The sequence below is a fragment of the Veillonella sp. oral taxon 158 genome (assembly GCF_018376515.1).
Lineage (GTDB): Bacteria > Bacillota > Negativicutes > Veillonellales > Veillonellaceae > Veillonella > Veillonella rogosae.
This window is the reverse complement of the sequence record NZ_JAHABE010000006.1, coordinates 1-18,541: the sequence shown is the minus strand read 5'-3', so window position 1 is coordinate 18,541 and position 18,541 is coordinate 1. Positions and strand designations below refer to the sequence as shown.

The following is an 18,541-nucleotide window of genomic DNA, read 5'->3' as shown; positions in this document are numbered from 1 at the left end:
GATTTACCTCCGCGATACGCGCAAAATACGATCTGCCGAAATAGTATCCATAGCATAATAACTGCCATTCATCAATTTACACAATTCTTTAGCCAGGCCTAGTTTGATAAAACCCGTTTCCGTGTCGATAACGATACAATCTACAGGCAAAGTACCAAGGATACGAGCCCATTGCTTGGACTCCGCTACAGGGTCCTCAGAATCACCCGACGTAGCTCGACCATCGGTGATACATATAATCTGAATTCGTTCCGCCCGATGGGCACGCAACAATCTATCGCACATGGTGTAGGCCATTCGTAAACCGTGAGCTAATGGCGTTTTACCGCCTGTAGGCATAGAGGCTAACAGTCGCTCTGCTCGCTCTACACTGCGCGTGAAGGGCAATAAAACCTCGGCTGACTCCTTGCGGAATGCAATGAGCCCTACCGAATCACGATGAACATAAGAATCTCGTAAAAGGCTCAAGATAGCCGCCTTTGTAGCCTCCATGCGATGACGCGCCGCCATAGAACCGCTTGCATCAACCACGAATAGTTGATACGCGCCAATGCGCTTTTCACGGGCTTTTCGGCGATAATCTTGAGGCTTTACCACTATAGATAATCCCTTGCTGCCTTGCTTCTCTAATTGTTGGGACTGAATAGATGGTTTTTCTTGTTCCCCTTTAATAGCAGCCCGCAATCGCTGATACGGCGCCGCCGCTCGCAACGTGTCTACTAGCGCCAAGTCCTCTAGAGCCTGTTCATCTTGGTAAGCTCGAATCATGCGCCCTCTCGTATCCTTTGTCTTAGTCATAAGGCGACGACCTGAGCCTTTGCGATACTGACGGTCTACTGTTTTAGAAGATTCTAGTTTCCATTGGAATAATTGGTTAGCTATACGGGCAACAGTATCGGGCAAGCATAAAGAAGATAGCTTGTCACATATATCGCCCATATCATTAGTAGCATTATCTCTTAGTCGTTCTTTAGACTCTGAGGAATTGCTACTACCATTAGTTTCACTTGAATCAGCATCATCACCTTCAGCAGAATCTATATCAGTATCATCTGCATCATTAGCATTTGATTCGTTAGGATTTGCTTCATTAGGATGTAGCTCATCTCGATTACTATCATCCTGTTCACAGTCATTTGATACATCGGAATCCATTGAGTCAGAGGTGTCATTACTTTGACTGCTATCTTGCTCACTGGTGCTACTGGAATTTTCACCTGGTGATGGCTGTGATTCTGGTATTTCAGCCTTTTTCATACGATGTGGCAGTACATATAGCGCCGCTAATTCTGCATGACGAGGCTTACAATAGGAACAGCCTTCTAGAAGAGCTAAGGACTTCATAACTTGTAACAATACATACTCTGCACCATGACCTACGGTATGCGCTTTAAGTGCATAGGCAATAGCTAAGGATATCATCGGCTCTGGTACAGAAATCGTTTGAATACTCTTGTTTTCTATAAAAGCCCCTATATTCGCATCATTTTCATAAGAGATTTCATCGCGAACGCGTTGTAATACATCGATGCGAGTTTCTAATGACGGTGAATTCATAGATACATGTGCGTCTACGAGTTCCCATTCCGCGTCAGTTAAGGTTCTATCCTCATGGTTTATCGTCATGATTAACAAGATATGACGTCGTTTTGCCTCCACTAACAAGGCATGACGCACTTCTGGGGATAGAACTTGACCATCATCTAGGAGCCAACATCGCGTGTGCGGATCATCTAATAAACCTGCGTTCATCACCATCTGACCTTGCTGCAGAGACGCTTCAAAGTCGATAGTCTCTTGTAGTTGCGTGTTATCTATATAAACAGGAATAAGCCGATACGGAATATGCCATTTCTCGAGGCACTGACGAACGATAAAGCTTTTACCAACACCAGTACCACCAGAAATAACAATGCTATGAATCTGGTCATTTACGAGGCCTATTTTGAGGGCCTCTTGTACAGATGTATCCATAGCTATCCCTCGAGCACCGCAGATACTACTGTATCGATGCGGTCTACATCGTGACCTTGCTCCTCAAAAGGTAATCTTCGCATACGATGTTTTAACGTCAATCTTGCAGCCACCTTAATATCGTCATCTATGATGTGTGAGCGACCGTGAAAGGCAGCGTGAGCACGAGCCGTATGCATCATCGTAATATCTGGACGATGCCCATCAACTCCAACCCCAATGCTAATGCTTGCTATCTTGAGGAGAATCTCATCAGAGGGGATAATAGTTGGTAATAGCTTACGAGACTCTAACAAGCGCTCATGCAAAGCTCGTTCCGATTCCTTATAGGTATCCACGAATTCTGCGGGATTGTCTCCAAAGGTTAGACGTCGCTTGATAACAGCCATACGCTGTGCTGGGTCTTGCTCACCACAAACCATAACAGATAGACCAAAACGGTCTAATAGCTGTGGTCTTAGATCACCTTCTTCAGGGTTCATAGTCCCTACAAGTATAAAACGAGATGGATGGGAATGGCTTACCCCTTCGCGCTCTACGGTGTTCACCCCCATAGCCGCTACATCTAGTAAGATATCTACAATATGGTCATCCAAGAGATTGACCTCATCTACATAAAGAATATTTTGATGTGCCGCTTGTAAAATGCCTGGTTCAAAGGCTTTCACACCCTCTTGTAAGGCCTTTTCTAAGTTAATAGAGCCTACAACGCGGTCTTCAGTAGCGTTGATTGGTAGCTCTACGACGGTCATGGCCGAAGCACTTCCTTCCATAGGATGTAAAAGGCTCGCCAGTGCACGTACCGCGGTAGACTTTGCTGTGCCCTTTTCCCCTTCAATCAACACACCCCCGATAGACGGATTGATAGCATTGAGCAAAAGGGCCAACTTCATTTCATCTTGACCAACAATAGCAGTAAATGGATATAACATAAGCCTGACCTCGCTAGGAATAGCAATATATAGAGATAAACAGGAAATGTGCGGACCTATCCAGAGGTAGCCCATATCTATTTCAGTTGTGGATCGATAGACATTGTACCACTAGCATTTGTCTGTTTATACGCCTCAATATCCGTAGTTCCTTTAGGGAACACAAAGATACGTTGTTGTTTGAAATATGGATCGTCGTAGACTGCTGCAGACAAGTGAAAGGCAGCTCGTAGATTGCCTGCAGTAAGCACTTCACGAGGTGTGCCGACATCAACGATATGACCATCGCTAATTAAAATTAGTTTAGTACAATATTTAGCCGCCAACTCTAAGTCATGAACGACGATTAAAATCGTTTTCCCTTCGTCGCATAACCGACGACCTTCATGGAAAATATCATCGGCGTACACTAAATCGAGCGCCGCCGTTGGTTCATCGAGCAATAGCACCTCTGTTTGTTGTGCCAAAGCCTTAGCCAAGAATACCCGTTGTCGCTCGCCGCCACTAAGGTTTTGCACGGACCGATGTCGCAAGTGATATACGCCTACGTCTTTCATGGCTTCTTCTACAATGACCTTATCTTCTGGTCCTTCTTGTTGCCACCATTTTAAGTAAGGATAACGAGCTGTCATCACAATATCGATAGCTTCATAATCAAAGGAAACATCGACGGACTGTTGCATATACGCTACATGATGAGCGATTTCCTTGTCGCTCAAAGAAGCGATACTTTTACCGTCCCACAAAACTTGGCCCCCAGAGATAGGATAGAGACCACGCAAGGTTTTTAGTAATGTCGTTTTACCAGAACCATTAGGTCCGATAATACCAACGAACTCACCACTATCAATAGAAAAGGATGCATCCTTTAGAATAGCGTTTTCCCCTAACGTAACGGATAGAGATTGAACATCTAGTTTCATTAGGCTCCTCCTTTACTACGCAAGCGATGAAGTAAATATAAGAAATACGGTGCCCCTAAGATCGCTGTCATAATACCTACGCGAATCTCCACTGGTTGTGCTATAACGCGACCTAAGGTATCACAGAACACGAGGAAAAGCGCCCCACCCACAGCTGCCATAGGCAATAATAGGCGATGATCAGGTCCCACCAAGAGACGCACAATATGTGGTACTACAAGGCCTACAAAGCCAATGGAACCGCTGACACATACGGCAGTAGCAGTAACTACAGAGGATAAGAACAGGAATAGCATGCGATACACCATAACAGGTAAACCTAAGGCACGAGCCTCTGTATCACCGAGGACGAGTACGTTGAGATGACGACCAAGCATCATCAAAATGACACTGCCCGTCATGATAGGACCTACCGCCAATAGAACATGGTCCCAACGACGGAAGTCGAGGCCCCCCACCATCCAGAATAAAAATTCCCGTAAGCGGTATTCATTGATCATCGTCAAAATGCCTGATGTAAAAGCACCAAGGAGCATACTAACGGCGACACCGGCTAATAGTAAGGTAGTCGTATCGAGCTTGTTGTTACGCCATGTTAATAGGATGGTAATCCCTACGGACACAAAGGCACCTACAAAGGCAAAGGCGGGCATGTAAAACATACCGAGAGAAGTTACCCCAAGAGCGATGGCGATAACTGCACCGAGAGATGCCCCTGCGGAAACGCCCATAATACCTGGGTCCGCCAGTGGATTGGAGAAAACGCCTTGCATAACGGCGCCAGCTAGCGCCAAGGCACCACCTACAAGTAGTCCTATAATGAGGCGAGGCATGCGGATAAACCATAATACTGCCTCTTGTTCAGCTGTAATAGGCTCCGTAAAATTCACAGGCAAGCCCATACCATTTAAAATACTTTGTACACCGCCACCGATAGGAATCATGATAGTTCCTACGTGGAGTGCCAGTAGACTCACAATACATAGCAATACCCCAATCAGAATAATTGCCATGATTCGTTGCTTCTCTTTAGTCATGAGAATTCCTTTCTAACTGAGGATATACAGTATGCATGATGGCGAGCATCGCTTCTCCAATATGCTGATTCATAGTATATAAATAAGCTGCCGGTAATGGCTTAACACGGTTCTCACGTATAGCCGGCAAATTTTGAAAGGCTGGATTTAATAAATATCGATCCGCCAAATTCTTGTCCATTCCCTTATAGGAAGGAATAAAAATATAGTCTGGATTCATGGCTAGCACCCGTTCCTCCCCAAAGGGAATCCGCGGAGGTAAGCCAATCCGATTCGGTGCATTATAAACATACATGTATTTACACATATCATCAAAGAGACTGCCCGTTCCCGTGTATCCATCCATAGACGATACAAAGAGAACTGTCTTGCGCTGCTCAGGCGGGATAGATTCGCCTAATCGCTTCAATTCGTCTAGCTCTCGACGAATTTTTTGCTTGTAAAAGCGCCCCTTATCGTCTTCTCCAATAATATGAGCTACGTCGGTCACATTCTTAATGACCCCTTCTACGGTAGAGCCCGACGATACTACGACAGTAGCTATCCCCATGTGGCGTAAGCCGGAAATAACATCTGCCGATATATAATCGGGGGCGATAACTAAGTCAGGCTTCAAGGCTATGATTTTCTCTAGCGGATACGAGCTCATAACAGGCTTTACCAACTTTGCTCGTTTAGCCTCTAAGGAATACTCCTCATAGGTAGACAGTTTATTGATACCCACCAAGCGCTCTGGCTCTATAAGACCTAGTAAAATCGTATCAAACGCAGAGGATAATGCTAAAATTCGCTTCGGATTCTCTGGCACCCCTACCTGAACGCCATCATGGCTTTCCACATACCGCGTATGAGGCGTCTGAGCCCCCTCATTAGGAGACTTAATTAGACCACAGCCAGCTAGACAAACGCAAAGGAGTATCATCAAAGTTATGAGAAAGCCGATAGTCTTATTCATGATGATACTCCTTGTATAGTTCTAATTAACATATATAAGTACTAGAATTTTTGAGTATAGCTGAGTTGGTAATTAAATGGTTCATCCCAGTATTCCCAGTCGCCGTTTGAAATAACATTATGACGGTTTAACAAGTTACGTGCATCTAGCCGCAAGGATGCGTTTTCATTGAACTGATAGCCTACATACGCATTCCAAGCTACGAGATTTGGATTTGTTCCACCATCGCGGTTCTTCATCCGTTTTGTTACAAAGTTGAGGCTAGAACCAGCTGTCCATTTTGGACTTGTATAATGGATGCCTCCAGTAAATTGTAATTTTGGATTTGCTTGTTTCCAGTAAGTCTTATCGATTTCTCGTTGTTTAGGATTAGAGTAAGATGCACCAACAGTCATTTTTAATCGATCTGTTAACTTGCGGCCATATTGAGCTTCGACGCCAACATTTTTATAGCGACCACCGTTTACGCGAATCGTGTTTTTACCATTGCTATCTGGCTTCCAAGAGAAGAAGTTTTTAAAGTCCATATAGAAGAGCGCTACTTTCCAGCTATCTTTGTTAGTAATGTGTTTATAGCCTAATTCGTAATTCCAACCTTCTTCAGGTTTCAAATTACGTCCACTAACAGAGGCATAGCCTTTATTAATTTTCTTGAAAGTATCGCTTAAGTTCGGCATTCTAAAGGCTTTACCAGCATTTATGTACATGGATGATTCCTTGTTAATACGATGTTCTAATTGGAACTGAGGAATTAATACGCGTTGATTTTTCACAGGGTCTTTAATATCCGAATAACGCAAGCCTAAAATACTAGTCCATTTAGGATTGATTTGATAGGAGTATGTACCATAAATGGCATAACTATTGCGATGTGGATTTCCATAGTATGGACCAGATGTAGTGCGATATGTTTCGCGTTTACCAAGTACACCTGCAATGAAATAGTCCTTGCCACCGCGGAAGTCCCATTCATGTTGCACATCGAAACCATATTGTCGAGCAATATAGTTGTTATCACTCAACGTATATATCTTTTTGCTATGTATGCGACTTTTACCATACAAATCTCTATCATTGTAGAAGATTGTACCTGTAGTATTGCCATCTTTATAAACTAAAGACGCATTATTTTTAGTATCTTTATAAGCATATGTTGTAGAGTGAAGCTTTTGCTTAATAGGATTCGTTTCTGTACTCAACTGTCCAAAAGAAGAATTACCTTCAAAACGGCTAAAGTTCAAAGTCAACTTATCATTTAATTTACCGCTCATAAATACACCTAAGGAATTCCCTTTGTTACGAGCTGTATAATATTCATAGCCTCTAGCATAAGCACCGATATCGGAGCGAATAGGGGTTTCTGGATCTTGAGCACCAAAGAAGTTACGTTCCACACCAATTAAGAAGCGAGGCGTGCCATAGTTAATTTTATAAGTTTGGCGCCCCATATTACCAAAACCTACCGTAGCAGAGCCCCCTTCTTTACTTGGAGTCTTAGTAATTACATTGATAACACCACTCATAGCATCAGCGCCATATAAAGCAGAGGCTGCACCTTTTAATACTTCAATGCGTTCAATAGAGCTAGTCGGAATAGAACTAAGGCCGCCCTTGCCATTGAGGTTCATCGGTACCCCATTCATGAGAATCAAGGATCCCCGTTCAAGGCCACGGATATTCACACGGCTATCCATAGCCCCATATTCAAGACCAGATGCACCATAGGAGAAAGATGTAATACCAGGCACCATGTTCACCGCATCAAAGGCATTTTTAGCACCGCTATTCATGATATCTTTGTCCGTAATAACATCCATCGCTGCCGGCGTATCTAAATCTAATAGCGCCATGCGATTAGCTGTTACATTAATAGTATGGATTTCAGAAGCTCCACTCGTTTCAGTAGACAATGCTGTAGTAGGCACATCTGTAGCAGTAGTTACATCTGCTGCATATCCATTCACAGACACCCCCATCAATGCCAAACCAATAAGTATAGAAGTACGTCGCTTAATCTGTTGTTTCATAACAAACACCTCATAACACACATATACTTTCACAGAATTTACATAAACTACATATTTGTATTATTACACATTTATGAAGGCCACACAAAACCCATACCCCCTACCACTACTGCATTTATAGGGCAATGTATAAAAACTAGATGTTAAAATTTATGCGTATAGCTCAATTCATAATTAAATGGTGCATCCCAGTATTCATAATCTCCATTGGATACCACATTATGACGATTCAAAAGATTGCGTGCATCGAGGCGTAATGTAGCATCTTTGTTAAAGTGATACCCAACGTAAGCATTCCAAAGAGCAATGTTAGGATTTAAGCTACCATCACGATTGCGCAAACGTTTGGTAACAAAGCTAAAGGATGTACCAGCTTCCCAGGTTGGGCTTTTATAACGAATGCCGGTTGTAAACTGTAACTTAGGAGCCGCTTGTTTCCAATAGGTTTCATTCATTTCCTTTTGTTTTGGATTAGAATAAGAACCACTTACACTCATTTTGAGTCGATCTGACAAATGTCTACTATACTCAGCTTCAATCCCAACATTGTGGAATTTACCACCGTTTACGCGAACGGTTGGGCGACCATTTACATCAGGTTGCCATTGGAAGAAGTTCTTGAAGTCCATATAGAACACGTCCACCTTCCAGCTATCCTTCTTATTAAGACGTTTATAACCTAATTCATAGTTCCAACCCTCTTCAGGCTTAAGATTTTTACCACTTACTGCTGTGTATTGGCGGTTCACGCTACGGAATGAATCACTCAAGCTAGGCATCGTGTAAGCTTTCCCTATATTTAAGTACATGGAGGAAGCTTTATTGATAGTGTGCAACAATTGGAACTGAGGCGTTAACACATGTTGGTCCTTAATAGGATCACTAATGGCTGTATAACGCAAGCCCAAAATGGCAGTCCATTTGGGATTGATTTCACGAGAATAGCTACTGTACACCGCATAGGTATTACGATGAGGCCGTGTATACACAGGGGCCTGTGTGGCACGATAGGTTTCTTGCTTACCTGTAACACCGGCAATCAAATAATCCTTACCGCCTCTAAAGTCCCATTCATGTTGTATATCTATACCATATTGACGAGCTACATAACTGGTTTCGGTCGGCTTGAACTGTTTAGCACTATGAACACGGCTTTCACCACGCATAGTACGGTCATTATAAAACAATGTTCCCGTCGTATTATCATCCTTATAAATCAAAGATGCATTATTACGGTCATCCTTGTAATGATATGTCGTAGAATGACGAGCCTGTCTCACAGGATTTATTTCTGTACTAATCAAACCAAAGGAGGAACGGCTTTCAGCGCGAGTATAATTTAAGGTTATCTTATCTGAAAGCTTACCGCTCATGAACACACCTAAGGAGTTACCTTTATTGCGCGTAGTGTAGTAATCATAACCCTTGCGGCCTGTATAGTCATACCGCACCGGTGTAGATGGATCTTGAGTCCCCCAGTATTTTCTATCGATACCAACGAGGAATCGATTAGTACCATAAGAAATATCAAATCTCTTGGAGCCTCGATTACCTACAGCTACCTTAGCAGAACCGCCCTCTTTTGACGGCGTTTTTGTAATAATATTTATAACGCCACCTAAAGCTTCTGCGCCATATAAGGTAGAGGACGCCCCCTTTACAACTTCAATCCGCTCAATGGCACTGGTAGGTATAGAGCCAATTCCGCTCTTACCATTTAAGTTCATAGGTACACCGTTTACAAGAACAAGTGCACCGCGATCGAGACCACGAATATTCGTACGGCTATCCATGCCACCAAAATCGGCACCGCCAGCACCATAAGAATTTATTGTTACCCCTGGTACGGTCGCCACCGCATCAAAAGCAGTGGTAGCACCAGTATTTTTTAACTCCTCAGGTGTAATTACATTCATCGCTACAGGTGTGTCCAAATCTAGAAGGGCTGTGCGATTGGCGGTTACATTAATTACATTGGACGACTCTTGATTCTGATTAGTTGTCATATCTACCGCATAACCATTTACACTCATACTAAGTAATGCCATCATTGTGGCCACATATACACGTTTATTCATTTCATTTATCATCCTATATGTTTTATTAAAACTATGTTAATTCTGTTAATTTGTAGCCTCCGAACTACAGTAGGAATTTGGTTGTAGGGGATATGAACCTTCTCATATCCCCTACATAAACTGTAATCCATTTAATTCAATTTAGGCTCATTCCAAATATAATCATTATTCAAATTCATATCTTATATAAAAAACATCTGATTTAGGTTCTCCGGTCGTATTTGTAGCCCCACCTGACCTAGCCGCCAGTGCCAATGCATCATTATCAAGAAGGCTAGAGCCGCTACTCCCCTCAATTTCAGCCCTTATATAATTACCTTCGCCATCAAAATAAACCCTAATAGTGACTGTCCCTGTAATACCTCTTCGTACAGCTTGTGCTGGCATGACTTTATTAGCATCTAAACTAGCACGATACCCCGAAACATCAAAGTACCCTGAACCTTCCTTATCACTAGTCCCAGGATTGCCTTCCTGTGTACCAGGGCCGTCATTTGCTTTACCACCATTACCAATAGGTCCACCACCCGGACCTGTTGTATCACCATCGCCGGGAACACCTACAGGATTATCTGTATTCCCATGTAGATTGATACTAGCGGCTTCATTGCCACCTAGATAAGGGTTAAGATTTTGCAAGCCCGGTGTCGGTTTTCCCGATAAATCCGGTAATACACTACCCGACTTACCGCCCGCAGCATTTTCTTTATCATCAGAGACCATTTTCTCTTGCTGTTTCTTCTCCTGCTCAGGAGGTTCCGGTTGCGCCATGTCAAGATTGATGACCAAATCTTTCTTTGGCGTTTCTGGTGGTTTTATATGACCAAACCAATCGCCTACAACACCCCAGTATGCTAAATTGACCACCAATGCAGCTATAAAAGGAATGCCATATCGTTTACTCACCATATGATCACTTCCGTTCTGTCGCTACGCTAACAAACCGAGCACCACTGATTTTAAGATTATCTAAAATGCTAACTACTTCCTTGTATGCAATATCTTCAGAAGCACGTACAATAAATGCTTGTTGTGGTTCCTTTGCAACAATGCCTTGAATTTCTGCCCCCAATTGAGCTGGTACAATTTCACGATCATTCAAATACATCTTATGTGTAGCCGTTAATGAAATCGTAATTGGTTCAATCGTCTTAGCAGAAGACGAGGATGCCTTCGGTAAGTTGAGCGGAATTTGCTCTTCTGTATTCATGTACAACGTACTCATCATGAAGAATACAAGCAAGAAGAATACGATATCAATCATAGGAATAATCATGATATCCGGTTCTTTTTGAATGCCTACTGAACTACGTTTCATCGCTGACTCCTAATATATAAATCCATGATAGAACCTAATTTTTGTTCCAATTTTGCAATATCATAATTTACTTTACTTGTGCACCAGCTATGGAATGCTAATGCTACGATGGCTACTGAAAGCCCTGTTGCTGTAGCAATTAACGCCTCGGAAACACCGCCTGTAATCACAGTAGGAGCACCAATATCCCCACCTACAGCAGCGAAGGAACGAATCATACCAACTACAGTACCCAATAGACCAAGCAATGGCGCCATAGTTACCATCATGCTAAGCCAGTTGAGACCGCGTTTCAAACGTTCGTCCATATAGCCTACTACATCATGTAAACGATTTTCTAAACCTTCTACACTATATACAGAATCAACAATTGGAGATACAAACTTACTCAATGCATCATCACTATTTTTTACAGCCTGTTCAAGGGTAGCCCAACTATTGCTATTTCGGCCCACATCAATGTTGTCAGATAGCTGTTGTAACTCACGATCGATATTTCTATACATACGAATACGTTCAAATAAAATAGTGCATGCTGCTAGCATGAATAGTACAAGTGGATACATAACGATACCACCTGCATGAAATAGGTGAATTGTATACTCCATCATAGCCTCCAAGATGTATAAAATTACATATAAACTAAAAAAAGTGATCATCTATATTCTTCGATTAACCACTAATATTGTCATTATTCCATAAAGAAAACATTAGCACAATAACCCTATACCCCCTATGGTTAATGGGATTCTATAGTATTCCATTTTTTAGTACACACTCTATCCATTTTTTATGTACATTTATCCTATATATATAGACAAAACTTTTTTCTTGTACGAAATATTCATGCATTTTATAAATATAAAATATGCGGATTGCTAGGCATTAACCTTGCAATCCGCATATTTCTAAGTATTTATAACATTTTATTCAATCAACCTACAGCAGTCATTTTGTATAATAACTCTGTATGTTTATCGGCATTCATTGGTTCATGAATATAATTTATACGTCAATGAATATTATTTATATTTTATCCAATATTAATACATTTTGTGTATTTTATAAGGTTTTTTCTTATAATAATCTATTATTTTCTCTATTAGATTATATATTATATCACATTATCTTATCTTATATTATCTTATCTTATATTATCTTCTCTATTATCGTTTCTTTTTATTTATGATTATATGTATTATTTATTCGTTATAGCCTACTATCGTTCATACACGAATTGCGCCATGTTATATATGCCGCGACCAATATGGTAGGTCTTAGCCATCATGGCTTCATTAGATATGATAACTACCTTTTTGTTCTTAATGGCCTTAATATTTTTAAGAGCCGGATCATTATAGTAGCTATTAAGTACCGAATCACGGTTAAAGCCCGGTGCTTTCACATCTGTAGGCACAATAATCACATCGGGATCGGCCTTGATAAGATCATCCTTTTTACCCATGTAGGACCATTTTACACCGGCCTTAGTCGCCGCATTGTCTACATTTACATATTTCAACATGTCTTGAATCATTGTGTCTGGCGCCCCATACAAGCCATTTTCATTATAAACGGCAACGGTCTTTTTCGGGTCATCACGGCGAGCAAATCGCAAGGACTCTGTATCGCGGATGTAGTTCATCATCGTTGTAATGAGGGATTCCGCTTTATCAGCACGACCTAACAACTGTCCTACATTGCGCGTTTGATCCTCTACCTCTTTTACCGTCTTAGGCGCTCTAAGAAGTGCTACCTTTACGCCTGCCTCACGCAGTGGCCTAACGAGATCTGTAGCACCATCATCGTCCTCTACAATTACAATATCTGGTTTTAATGCAGCGATAGCTTTCACATCAAGGGCCACCCGTTGCTTTACGCCATTAGACGATTGATACGGTGCCGCAGTGCTAGCCACCACCGAGTCACCTGCTAATTCAGATGCAAGGTCCGCTGCATTGGGACCAACAACTACGATGCGTTCTGCCTTGTGATCGAGTATGACCGTCTCGCTGGTACCGTCCACCATCTTATAAATACCCTTTGAACTCAACATCCCAAAAATGCCGCCGCTTGTGAAAGCATTCCAAGACTTGTACATGCCCATAATGGCTACGACCAAAACGCCACAAAAGATGGCTAATAATATTAATAAACGCTTTAGTTGCATACTCTCTCCTTATAGACTTTCAGCTATTCACCTGAAACTATATAACAATCTAATAAAACTATCGTTAATCACGGCTCACTCTTATATTTAACGATGCCCTCATAGGTACTAGGACCATAGAGCCATTTTGCCATTTGTTCCATGGCCATGAAAGCTTTCCAGGAATAGCTCATCACAAATAGTTCCTGAACTGGATAGACATAGCCTTTTTTAACAGCCGTTACATTTTGTAAGTCCGGATCGTTCATAATGGCATCAATATCTTGCTTGTAATCTGGTAGTTTATCGATAAAACGGGTAGGCACAAAAATAACATCTGGATTAATGCGAATCAAATCGGCTTTTGTCCCCATAGATTGGTTCATATCTACCGTCGTTTTATGATCTCGGTACCACCAAACATCAGATAACATATTAATATCCTTGCCACTTTCTGTTATCACAAGGTTTCCTGCTCCATCAATACCGTGCACCTGTTCAATCATATCCCGAACGATACCCGACCGATATACGCCGTGAGAGCTATTATATAAAGCAATAACGGGCTTTTTATCCTTTTCGTGAGGCTCTACAAGTTTCTTAACATTACGTCTAGATACAATAAACTCACGTTCTGGATCTTTATCCTTAAAAATCTCTCCTATGGTTTTAGTGGCTAAAATAATATCATTAAAGCTATCTTTTTTCGTATACACAAAGACAGGTATGCCTGCAGCGCGCAAGGACGACACAAGGCTTGGAGGTGTAGAATCTGGCGCTACGACCACGTCTGGCTCGTAAGACTTAATGGAATCCACGGTTAACTCTACACGGCCATTAATATGAGTAGAACTGGAATAAGGAGATCCATCTGTAGCCACGATATAAGGCTCTCCACCAATAGCGCCCATAATATCTACCGTACTTTCACCTATAGTAACGACGCGACGTACATAATCCGGTACAGTCATGACTGTATGTTGACTATCCTCAATCTTCCGTTCATTCAGAGACGTCAATAATTTACCTACAGTGCCATGTCGCGGTATGACATCACCTAACAAATCTGGAGCCAAAGCGATAAATAGGCCAATGAGTATAAGAATGCCTAAAAATATATAATTGAACATAATCCATTTTAAGGCTCCAAAAATGCTTCTCTTTTGATTCATAAGCGCCCCTCTCTCATCTGCAACTTACGATTAACCGAATATTTATAGCTTTAGTATACAGTATCTATTGTATGCGGTCTATACAAGAAAGAGGACCAAGCATTTGCTCAGTCCTCTTGTATTTATAATATATGAACGATAATCTGTCTTATTTAGATTATCCTTCTACACAGCCCACAGTCACGCTGTATGCCTGCTTATTTTTAACATTAAACATTATTAATTTAGCTTTAAACACTATTATTTTTTAGCTTTATCTGCCTTTTTATTGTCTTTCGCTTTTTTATTTTCTTTCACCTTTTTAGGTTTTTCCTGTTTAACCTTAGCTGGCTTTTTACCATTAACGGCAGCTCCTGCAGGTTTCACGAAGGCATTATTAAGGTTCGTCGCCACTTGTAATGCTACATCTGCATTTGGAGTAGTGACGATGTTTTGGCCCGCAACGGTTACTGTGCCACCATTATAAGATGCAGAACCTGGTGTCACTTGATTGTTGTGGTACATGCGAGCTAATTTGCCGGCCATATAGAAAGCGCGTTCTTCCCCTGTATAGCGGCCACTAGCAGCTGGTGTATAGATATTATCACCATTTACATAAACGGCGCCTTTAGACACGTTTACGTGGTTTCCAGAGTATGTGTACATGCGAGCAATATTATTGTTCACACGGTCTGTTAACTTAGGATGGTTATTAGGTGCCACTACTTGTGAAAGCCCTTCACGATAGTGTTCCCCCACTTTATTGCGAAGTACAAGCATAGAACCGGCTGCACCGCCCACATTGTAAGGAGATTCACTTAAGATTTGGAAACCCAATTCATCGGCTGCTTTTTCTTGGCTCATTGTAAATACTTGGTTAGACAAGTAGTTACCTGCTACGTTGGATAAAATGGCAGCCCCTTCGCTACCGCCCGCAGCGATACCTACCGCAGTAGATAAACCAATTTGTTTTTTAGCACCATTGATAATATCTTTGTGCTCACCATGTGCAATTTCATGGGCCATTACGTACGCCAATTGATCATCATCTAACGTATCTAAGGCACCTTTGTTAATAGACATAACACGGCCAAGCGTTGCAAAAGCATTGAACTCCTCATCAGGGTTAGCATATACAACGTAAGAACGTTTTACGCTCGGCGTAGCCTCTAACGTTTTCATAATGCGATTTACACGTTCTTGAGCTGCACTATCGTTCAAGTAACCTGTTTTTTCTTTTGTACGAGCCAAGCTTTCTTTTTGGCCTTGCTCAGAATTATCCATTTTATTTAAAGCAGTAGATACGTAAGCCATAGCAATAGCGCCACCAGCTAGTGATTGTACTGCAGCAGATGCGGCTTGTACAGGCGCTGTTTGCATGATTGCCGGCGCCATAGTCACCGCCATAGCTACAGATAACGTAGCCGCTGTAAGTTTCTTGTTCATTCTCTCAACCTCTCAAAATATAAGGAGTAATAAAGGCTATATTCATGAAAGATCTATAACCATTTACAAAAAAAATTTAGATAAATAACATTTAGGCAAATAGCCTTTACGCAAATACAAAGTTCATACTATCAGTTTGTAACCTGCCAGTATTTAACAATAGATACCACACTGAATGCTACACACTATCCATATTGTATAGATACATAGTAAATACAAAATGAATAGTGGAACAATTATTCATCTATTTAAGATAAATCGGATTACGCTAAATACTACCTAATAGATTGTAATTTTACTATTATAGATTCCTATTCTGTTTAAAATGATTATCTATCACAGATTACTCATCAGCTACGACTGGTTTTGCTGAAAGCACAACGGCTTCTTTACCATCTTTAGAAACGGCAGCACCATGGGTATAACCCACTACATCAAAGCCTGCCTCAGCACACTGCTCTGCGATGCTTTCATAATTTTCATTCTTACCACGAGTACAGGTAGAAAGATGAACCGTAGTAACCCCTTTTTTCTTGAAAGACTCGATTTTCTTAGCTAGATCGCCACCACTGTGCGTGAAGCCAACCAACTCAATATCCTCATCTGCATAACGCTCAAAGGAATCCGCTTTATTCATAAATGCTTTTAAGCAACCGCCGCAAGAACAGCGCTGCATTGTATCCTCATTGACGAGAACTGCAATTTTCTTAGTCATAAGACCTCCATTGAAAGTATAGTATAAACCTTAGTATAACATAGCTATAAGGAAAAGGTGTATCCTGAAGCACGTTGATTAATGCTAATTATATATAGTTTAAGCTATACAATTGACATCCTAAATGCTCATAAATGACTTAATCACATATCCATAAACCTTGTAAAAATAGCTAGTATTTCAATCAGTAACCTTTACCTAATAACAATAAATGATATAACTTGATTTCTCCTATTTCTAGACCTTTAAGGATGGTTAAATACCTTCAAACTTGAATAGTGATTACCAAGCTAAAGAATTAAGCTTATTATTTCTTTAAGCTACAAAAAGCTACTAAGTTATTTATATAGTAAAGATAAGAATTTAGATAAACAGTCACCTTAAAATTGAGGTTTGAACGCATATATGCTATCATGTAAGAAAGAAGGATTGGGATGGAGAAACCTAAGTTTGAGTTCTATACAAGACCTAATGGACATAATGAATTTTTGGAATTTTTAGAATCACTTACTGAAGCTGATGCAGATAAAATGTTTTCATTAATACATAAAATCCAAGATTCAGGATTGTTAGTTGCTCAATATATGCAATGGGTAAAGAAAGTGGATAAAAATCTATATGAAATCCGTCTTAAATGTCCTAATAGTATTCAGAGGGCATTATATTTTCATGTAATTAATAATAGATACATTATTACACATGGATTTACCAAGAAAACGCAGAAAACACCTAAAAGAGAAATTATTCATGCCAAACAAATTAGGCGCGAGTTTGAGGAGGAATATTATGCCAACAATCAAATTTGATGATATTCTTGAAAAGAAATTAAAAGATCCAAAGTTTAAAGCAAGATTTGAAAAAGAATCGGCTAATCTAGAAAGTGCTATAGTAATTGCAAAAGCTCGTGAAGCAGCCGGTTTAACACAACGTGACCTAGCCGAGAAATCTGGTGTCCCTCAATCTACAATTGCAAGAATAGAACAAGGTGCAAATACAAGTATTAGTACTCTCTGTAAAATTGCATTTGCTTTAGATAAACAAGTAAAAATTAGTTTAATATAAGAATAACCCCTATAAGCTGGATTAAAGTGGCTTATAGGGGGGGTTATTTAAAGCAGATTACATAATTTAAAGTAACTCAAATAGTTTATTGTACGATACCATAGGTGCTATGTATCGCGGTATCCATTAATTACAAAATCATTAAAGCTACTCAACAGCTATACGGTGCAGTAACATAGGTGCTTCACACCGCGTTACTGTATATCAAAGCTTGCCTCCTACCATTAACCGCGGCTTCCTATCACACTCGCCCATGGCAACATATAATACAATGGTTTAATGTACATCACATTCTTTAGGGCTTCGTCGAACCTGATGCAATGGACGTATGCGTCGCTGCGCTCCTTTACGCCCTATTGCCCTAGGCTTCCCAGACCTCCTATAAGTAATACACATAGATATTACTTGTACAACCTTGGCTGGAAACGGCTCTAGAAGGCTTAGCTTAATCAGCGAGTTCTCATGTACGGTTCTTCGCTCCAGGATACTGGGTGTTCGTCGCTGTGGATGGCCTTATGTAGCTACGCTACATGTCCATCTTACGCTCCGAACTAAGCGATGCAGTGAATCTGTCGTCGCTTCACTTCTCCATCTTCTACTGCCCTGCTTACCAGGTACCCTGGGAGGATAGGAAGCCATACACAAAAAAAGACACACCCTCAGGTGTGCCTTTAGCTTAATCAGCGGCTTCCTATCCTCCCAGGCCGTCTCCAGCCAAGTACTTTCGGCGTTTATGAGCTTAACTACTGTGTTCGAGATGGGAACAGGTGGATC

The 18,541-nt window shown here is 41.1% G+C and carries 16 protein-coding genes and 1 rRNA gene; 2 read left to right on the top strand and 15 right to left on the bottom strand.

Annotated elements, in window-relative coordinates:
- Window positions 1-3 precede the first annotated feature (3 nt).
- From KH364_RS04955 to KH364_RS04890, 14 genes are all read right to left on the bottom strand, one after another.
- Entirely contained in the window at window positions 4-1,974 is a 1,971-nt protein-coding gene (locus tag KH364_RS04955) for a VWA domain-containing protein (RefSeq protein ID WP_273298819.1), read from the bottom strand.
- 2 nt (window positions 1,975-1,976) lie between these two features.
- A complete protein-coding gene (locus tag KH364_RS04950) occupies window positions 1,977-2,906 on the bottom strand; it encodes an AAA family ATPase (protein ID WP_273298818.1) in 930 nt (309 codons plus the stop codon).
- Window positions 2,907-2,983: 77 nt separating this feature from the next.
- The gene (locus KH364_RS04945; RefSeq protein ID WP_273298817.1) at window positions 2,984-3,829 is read right to left on the bottom strand and encodes an ABC transporter ATP-binding protein; all 846 of its coding nucleotides are present in this window, start codon (window positions 3,827-3,829) and stop codon (window positions 2,984-2,986) included.
- Window positions 3,829-4,866 (bottom strand): iron ABC transporter permease, encoded by a 1,038-nt coding sequence (locus KH364_RS04940; RefSeq protein ID WP_105097563.1) that lies wholly within the window; start codon window positions 4,864-4,866, stop codon window positions 3,829-3,831. The genes KH364_RS04945 and KH364_RS04940 overlap by 1 nt, the downstream gene beginning before the upstream one ends.
- On the bottom strand, window positions 4,859-5,821 hold the full coding sequence (locus tag KH364_RS04935; RefSeq protein ID WP_273298816.1) for an ABC transporter substrate-binding protein: 963 nt from the start codon (window positions 5,819-5,821) through the stop codon (window positions 4,859-4,861). The genes KH364_RS04940 and KH364_RS04935 overlap by 8 nt, the downstream gene beginning before the upstream one ends.
- A 41-nt stretch (window positions 5,822-5,862) precedes the next feature.
- Complete coding sequence (locus tag KH364_RS04930) at window positions 5,863-7,848, bottom strand: TonB-dependent receptor (RefSeq protein WP_273298815.1); 1,986 nt, start codon at window positions 7,846-7,848, stop codon at window positions 5,863-5,865.
- 143 nt (window positions 7,849-7,991) lie between these two features.
- Window positions 7,992-9,938: a TonB-dependent receptor gene (locus KH364_RS04925; protein ID WP_273298814.1), complete on the bottom strand. Its 1,947-nt coding sequence runs from the start codon at window positions 9,936-9,938 to the stop codon at window positions 7,992-7,994.
- A gap of 153 nt (window positions 9,939-10,091) precedes the next feature.
- Window positions 10,092-10,835 (bottom strand): energy transducer TonB, encoded by a 744-nt coding sequence (locus KH364_RS04920; protein ID WP_009352145.1) that lies wholly within the window; start codon window positions 10,833-10,835, stop codon window positions 10,092-10,094.
- 4 nt (window positions 10,836-10,839) lie between these two features.
- A complete protein-coding gene (locus KH364_RS04915; RefSeq protein ID WP_009351842.1) occupies window positions 10,840-11,244 on the bottom strand; it encodes a biopolymer transporter ExbD in 405 nt (134 codons plus the stop codon).
- Complete coding sequence (locus tag KH364_RS04910; RefSeq protein ID WP_308691358.1) at window positions 11,241-11,852, bottom strand: MotA/TolQ/ExbB proton channel family protein; 612 nt, start codon at window positions 11,850-11,852, stop codon at window positions 11,241-11,243. The genes KH364_RS04915 and KH364_RS04910 overlap by 4 nt, the downstream gene beginning before the upstream one ends.
- Window positions 11,853-12,463: 611 nt before the next feature.
- Window positions 12,464-13,414 carry a helical backbone metal receptor gene (locus KH364_RS04905; RefSeq protein ID WP_273298812.1) on the bottom strand — a complete coding sequence of 317 codons (951 nt, stop codon included), beginning with the start codon at window positions 13,412-13,414 and terminating at the stop codon, window positions 12,464-12,466.
- A 68-nt stretch (window positions 13,415-13,482) separates the two neighbouring features.
- Window positions 13,483-14,565 carry an ABC transporter substrate-binding protein gene (locus KH364_RS04900; RefSeq protein ID WP_273298811.1) on the bottom strand — a complete coding sequence of 361 codons (1,083 nt, stop codon included), beginning with the start codon at window positions 14,563-14,565 and terminating at the stop codon, window positions 13,483-13,485.
- Between the two features lie 240 nt (window positions 14,566-14,805).
- Entirely contained in the window at window positions 14,806-15,990 is a 1,185-nt protein-coding gene (locus KH364_RS04895; RefSeq protein WP_009352139.1) for a M48 family metallopeptidase, read from the bottom strand.
- Window positions 15,991-16,333: 343 nt separating this feature from the next.
- On the bottom strand, window positions 16,334-16,705 hold the full coding sequence (locus KH364_RS04890; protein ID WP_273298810.1) for a CGGC domain-containing protein: 372 nt from the start codon (window positions 16,703-16,705) through the stop codon (window positions 16,334-16,336).
- 434 nt (window positions 16,706-17,139) lie between these two features.
- Here KH364_RS04890 and KH364_RS04885 point away from each other — a divergent pair, with 434 nt between their 5' ends.
- Window positions 17,140-17,511: a type II toxin-antitoxin system RelE/ParE family toxin gene (locus KH364_RS04885; protein ID WP_273298809.1), complete on the top strand. Its 372-nt coding sequence runs from the start codon at window positions 17,140-17,142 to the stop codon at window positions 17,509-17,511.
- Window positions 17,492-17,767: a helix-turn-helix transcriptional regulator gene (locus KH364_RS04880; protein ID WP_273298808.1), complete on the top strand. Its 276-nt coding sequence runs from the start codon at window positions 17,492-17,494 to the stop codon at window positions 17,765-17,767. Before KH364_RS04885 ends, KH364_RS04880 begins: the two co-directional genes overlap by 20 nt.
- A 678-nt stretch (window positions 17,768-18,445) precedes the next feature.
- Here KH364_RS04880 and rrf read toward each other — a convergent pair.
- A 5S ribosomal RNA gene (rrf, locus tag KH364_RS04875) occupies window positions 18,446-18,541 on the bottom strand; the annotation flags it as partial.

Bases quoted from the DNA above. Each gene is read 5' to 3' on its own strand.
- KH364_RS04955 (WP_273298819.1), bottom strand. From the start codon at position 1,974: ATGGATACATCTGTACAAGAGGCCCTCAAAATAGGCCTCGTAAATGAC.
- KH364_RS04950 (WP_273298818.1), bottom strand. From the start codon at position 2,906: ATGTTATATCCATTTACTGCTATTGTTGGTCAAGATGAAATGAAGTTG.
- KH364_RS04945 (WP_273298817.1), bottom strand. From the start codon at position 3,829: ATGAAACTAGATGTTCAATCTCTATCCGTTACGTTAGGGGAAAACGCT.
- KH364_RS04940 (WP_105097563.1), bottom strand. From the start codon at position 4,866: ATGACTAAAGAGAAGCAACGAATCATGGCAATTATTCTGATTGGGGTA.
- KH364_RS04935 (WP_273298816.1), bottom strand. From the start codon at position 5,821: ATGAATAAGACTATCGGCTTTCTCATAACTTTGATGATACTCCTTTGC.
- KH364_RS04930 (WP_273298815.1), bottom strand. From the start codon at position 7,848: ATGAAACAACAGATTAAGCGACGTACTTCTATACTTATTGGTTTGGCA.
- KH364_RS04925 (WP_273298814.1), bottom strand. From the start codon at position 9,938: ATGATAAATGAAATGAATAAACGTGTATATGTGGCCACAATGATGGCA.
- KH364_RS04920 (WP_009352145.1), bottom strand. From the start codon at position 10,835: ATGGTGAGTAAACGATATGGCATTCCTTTTATAGCTGCATTGGTGGTC.
- KH364_RS04915 (WP_009351842.1), bottom strand. From the start codon at position 11,244: ATGAAACGTAGTTCAGTAGGCATTCAAAAAGAACCGGATATCATGATT.
- KH364_RS04910 (WP_308691358.1), bottom strand. From the start codon at position 11,852: ATGGAGTATACAATTCACCTATTTCATGCAGGTGGTATCGTTATGTAT.
- KH364_RS04905 (WP_273298812.1), bottom strand. From the start codon at position 13,414: ATGCAACTAAAGCGTTTATTAATATTATTAGCCATCTTTTGTGGCGTT.
- KH364_RS04900 (WP_273298811.1), bottom strand. From the start codon at position 14,565: ATGAATCAAAAGAGAAGCATTTTTGGAGCCTTAAAATGGATTATGTTC.
- KH364_RS04895 (WP_009352139.1), bottom strand. From the start codon at position 15,990: ATGAACAAGAAACTTACAGCGGCTACGTTATCTGTAGCTATGGCGGTG.
- KH364_RS04890 (WP_273298810.1), bottom strand. From the start codon at position 16,705: ATGACTAAGAAAATTGCAGTTCTCGTCAATGAGGATACAATGCAGCGC.
- KH364_RS04885 (WP_273298809.1), top strand. From the start codon at position 17,140: ATGGAGAAACCTAAGTTTGAGTTCTATACAAGACCTAATGGACATAAT.
- KH364_RS04880 (WP_273298808.1), top strand. From the start codon at position 17,492: ATGCCAACAATCAAATTTGATGATATTCTTGAAAAGAAATTAAAAGAT.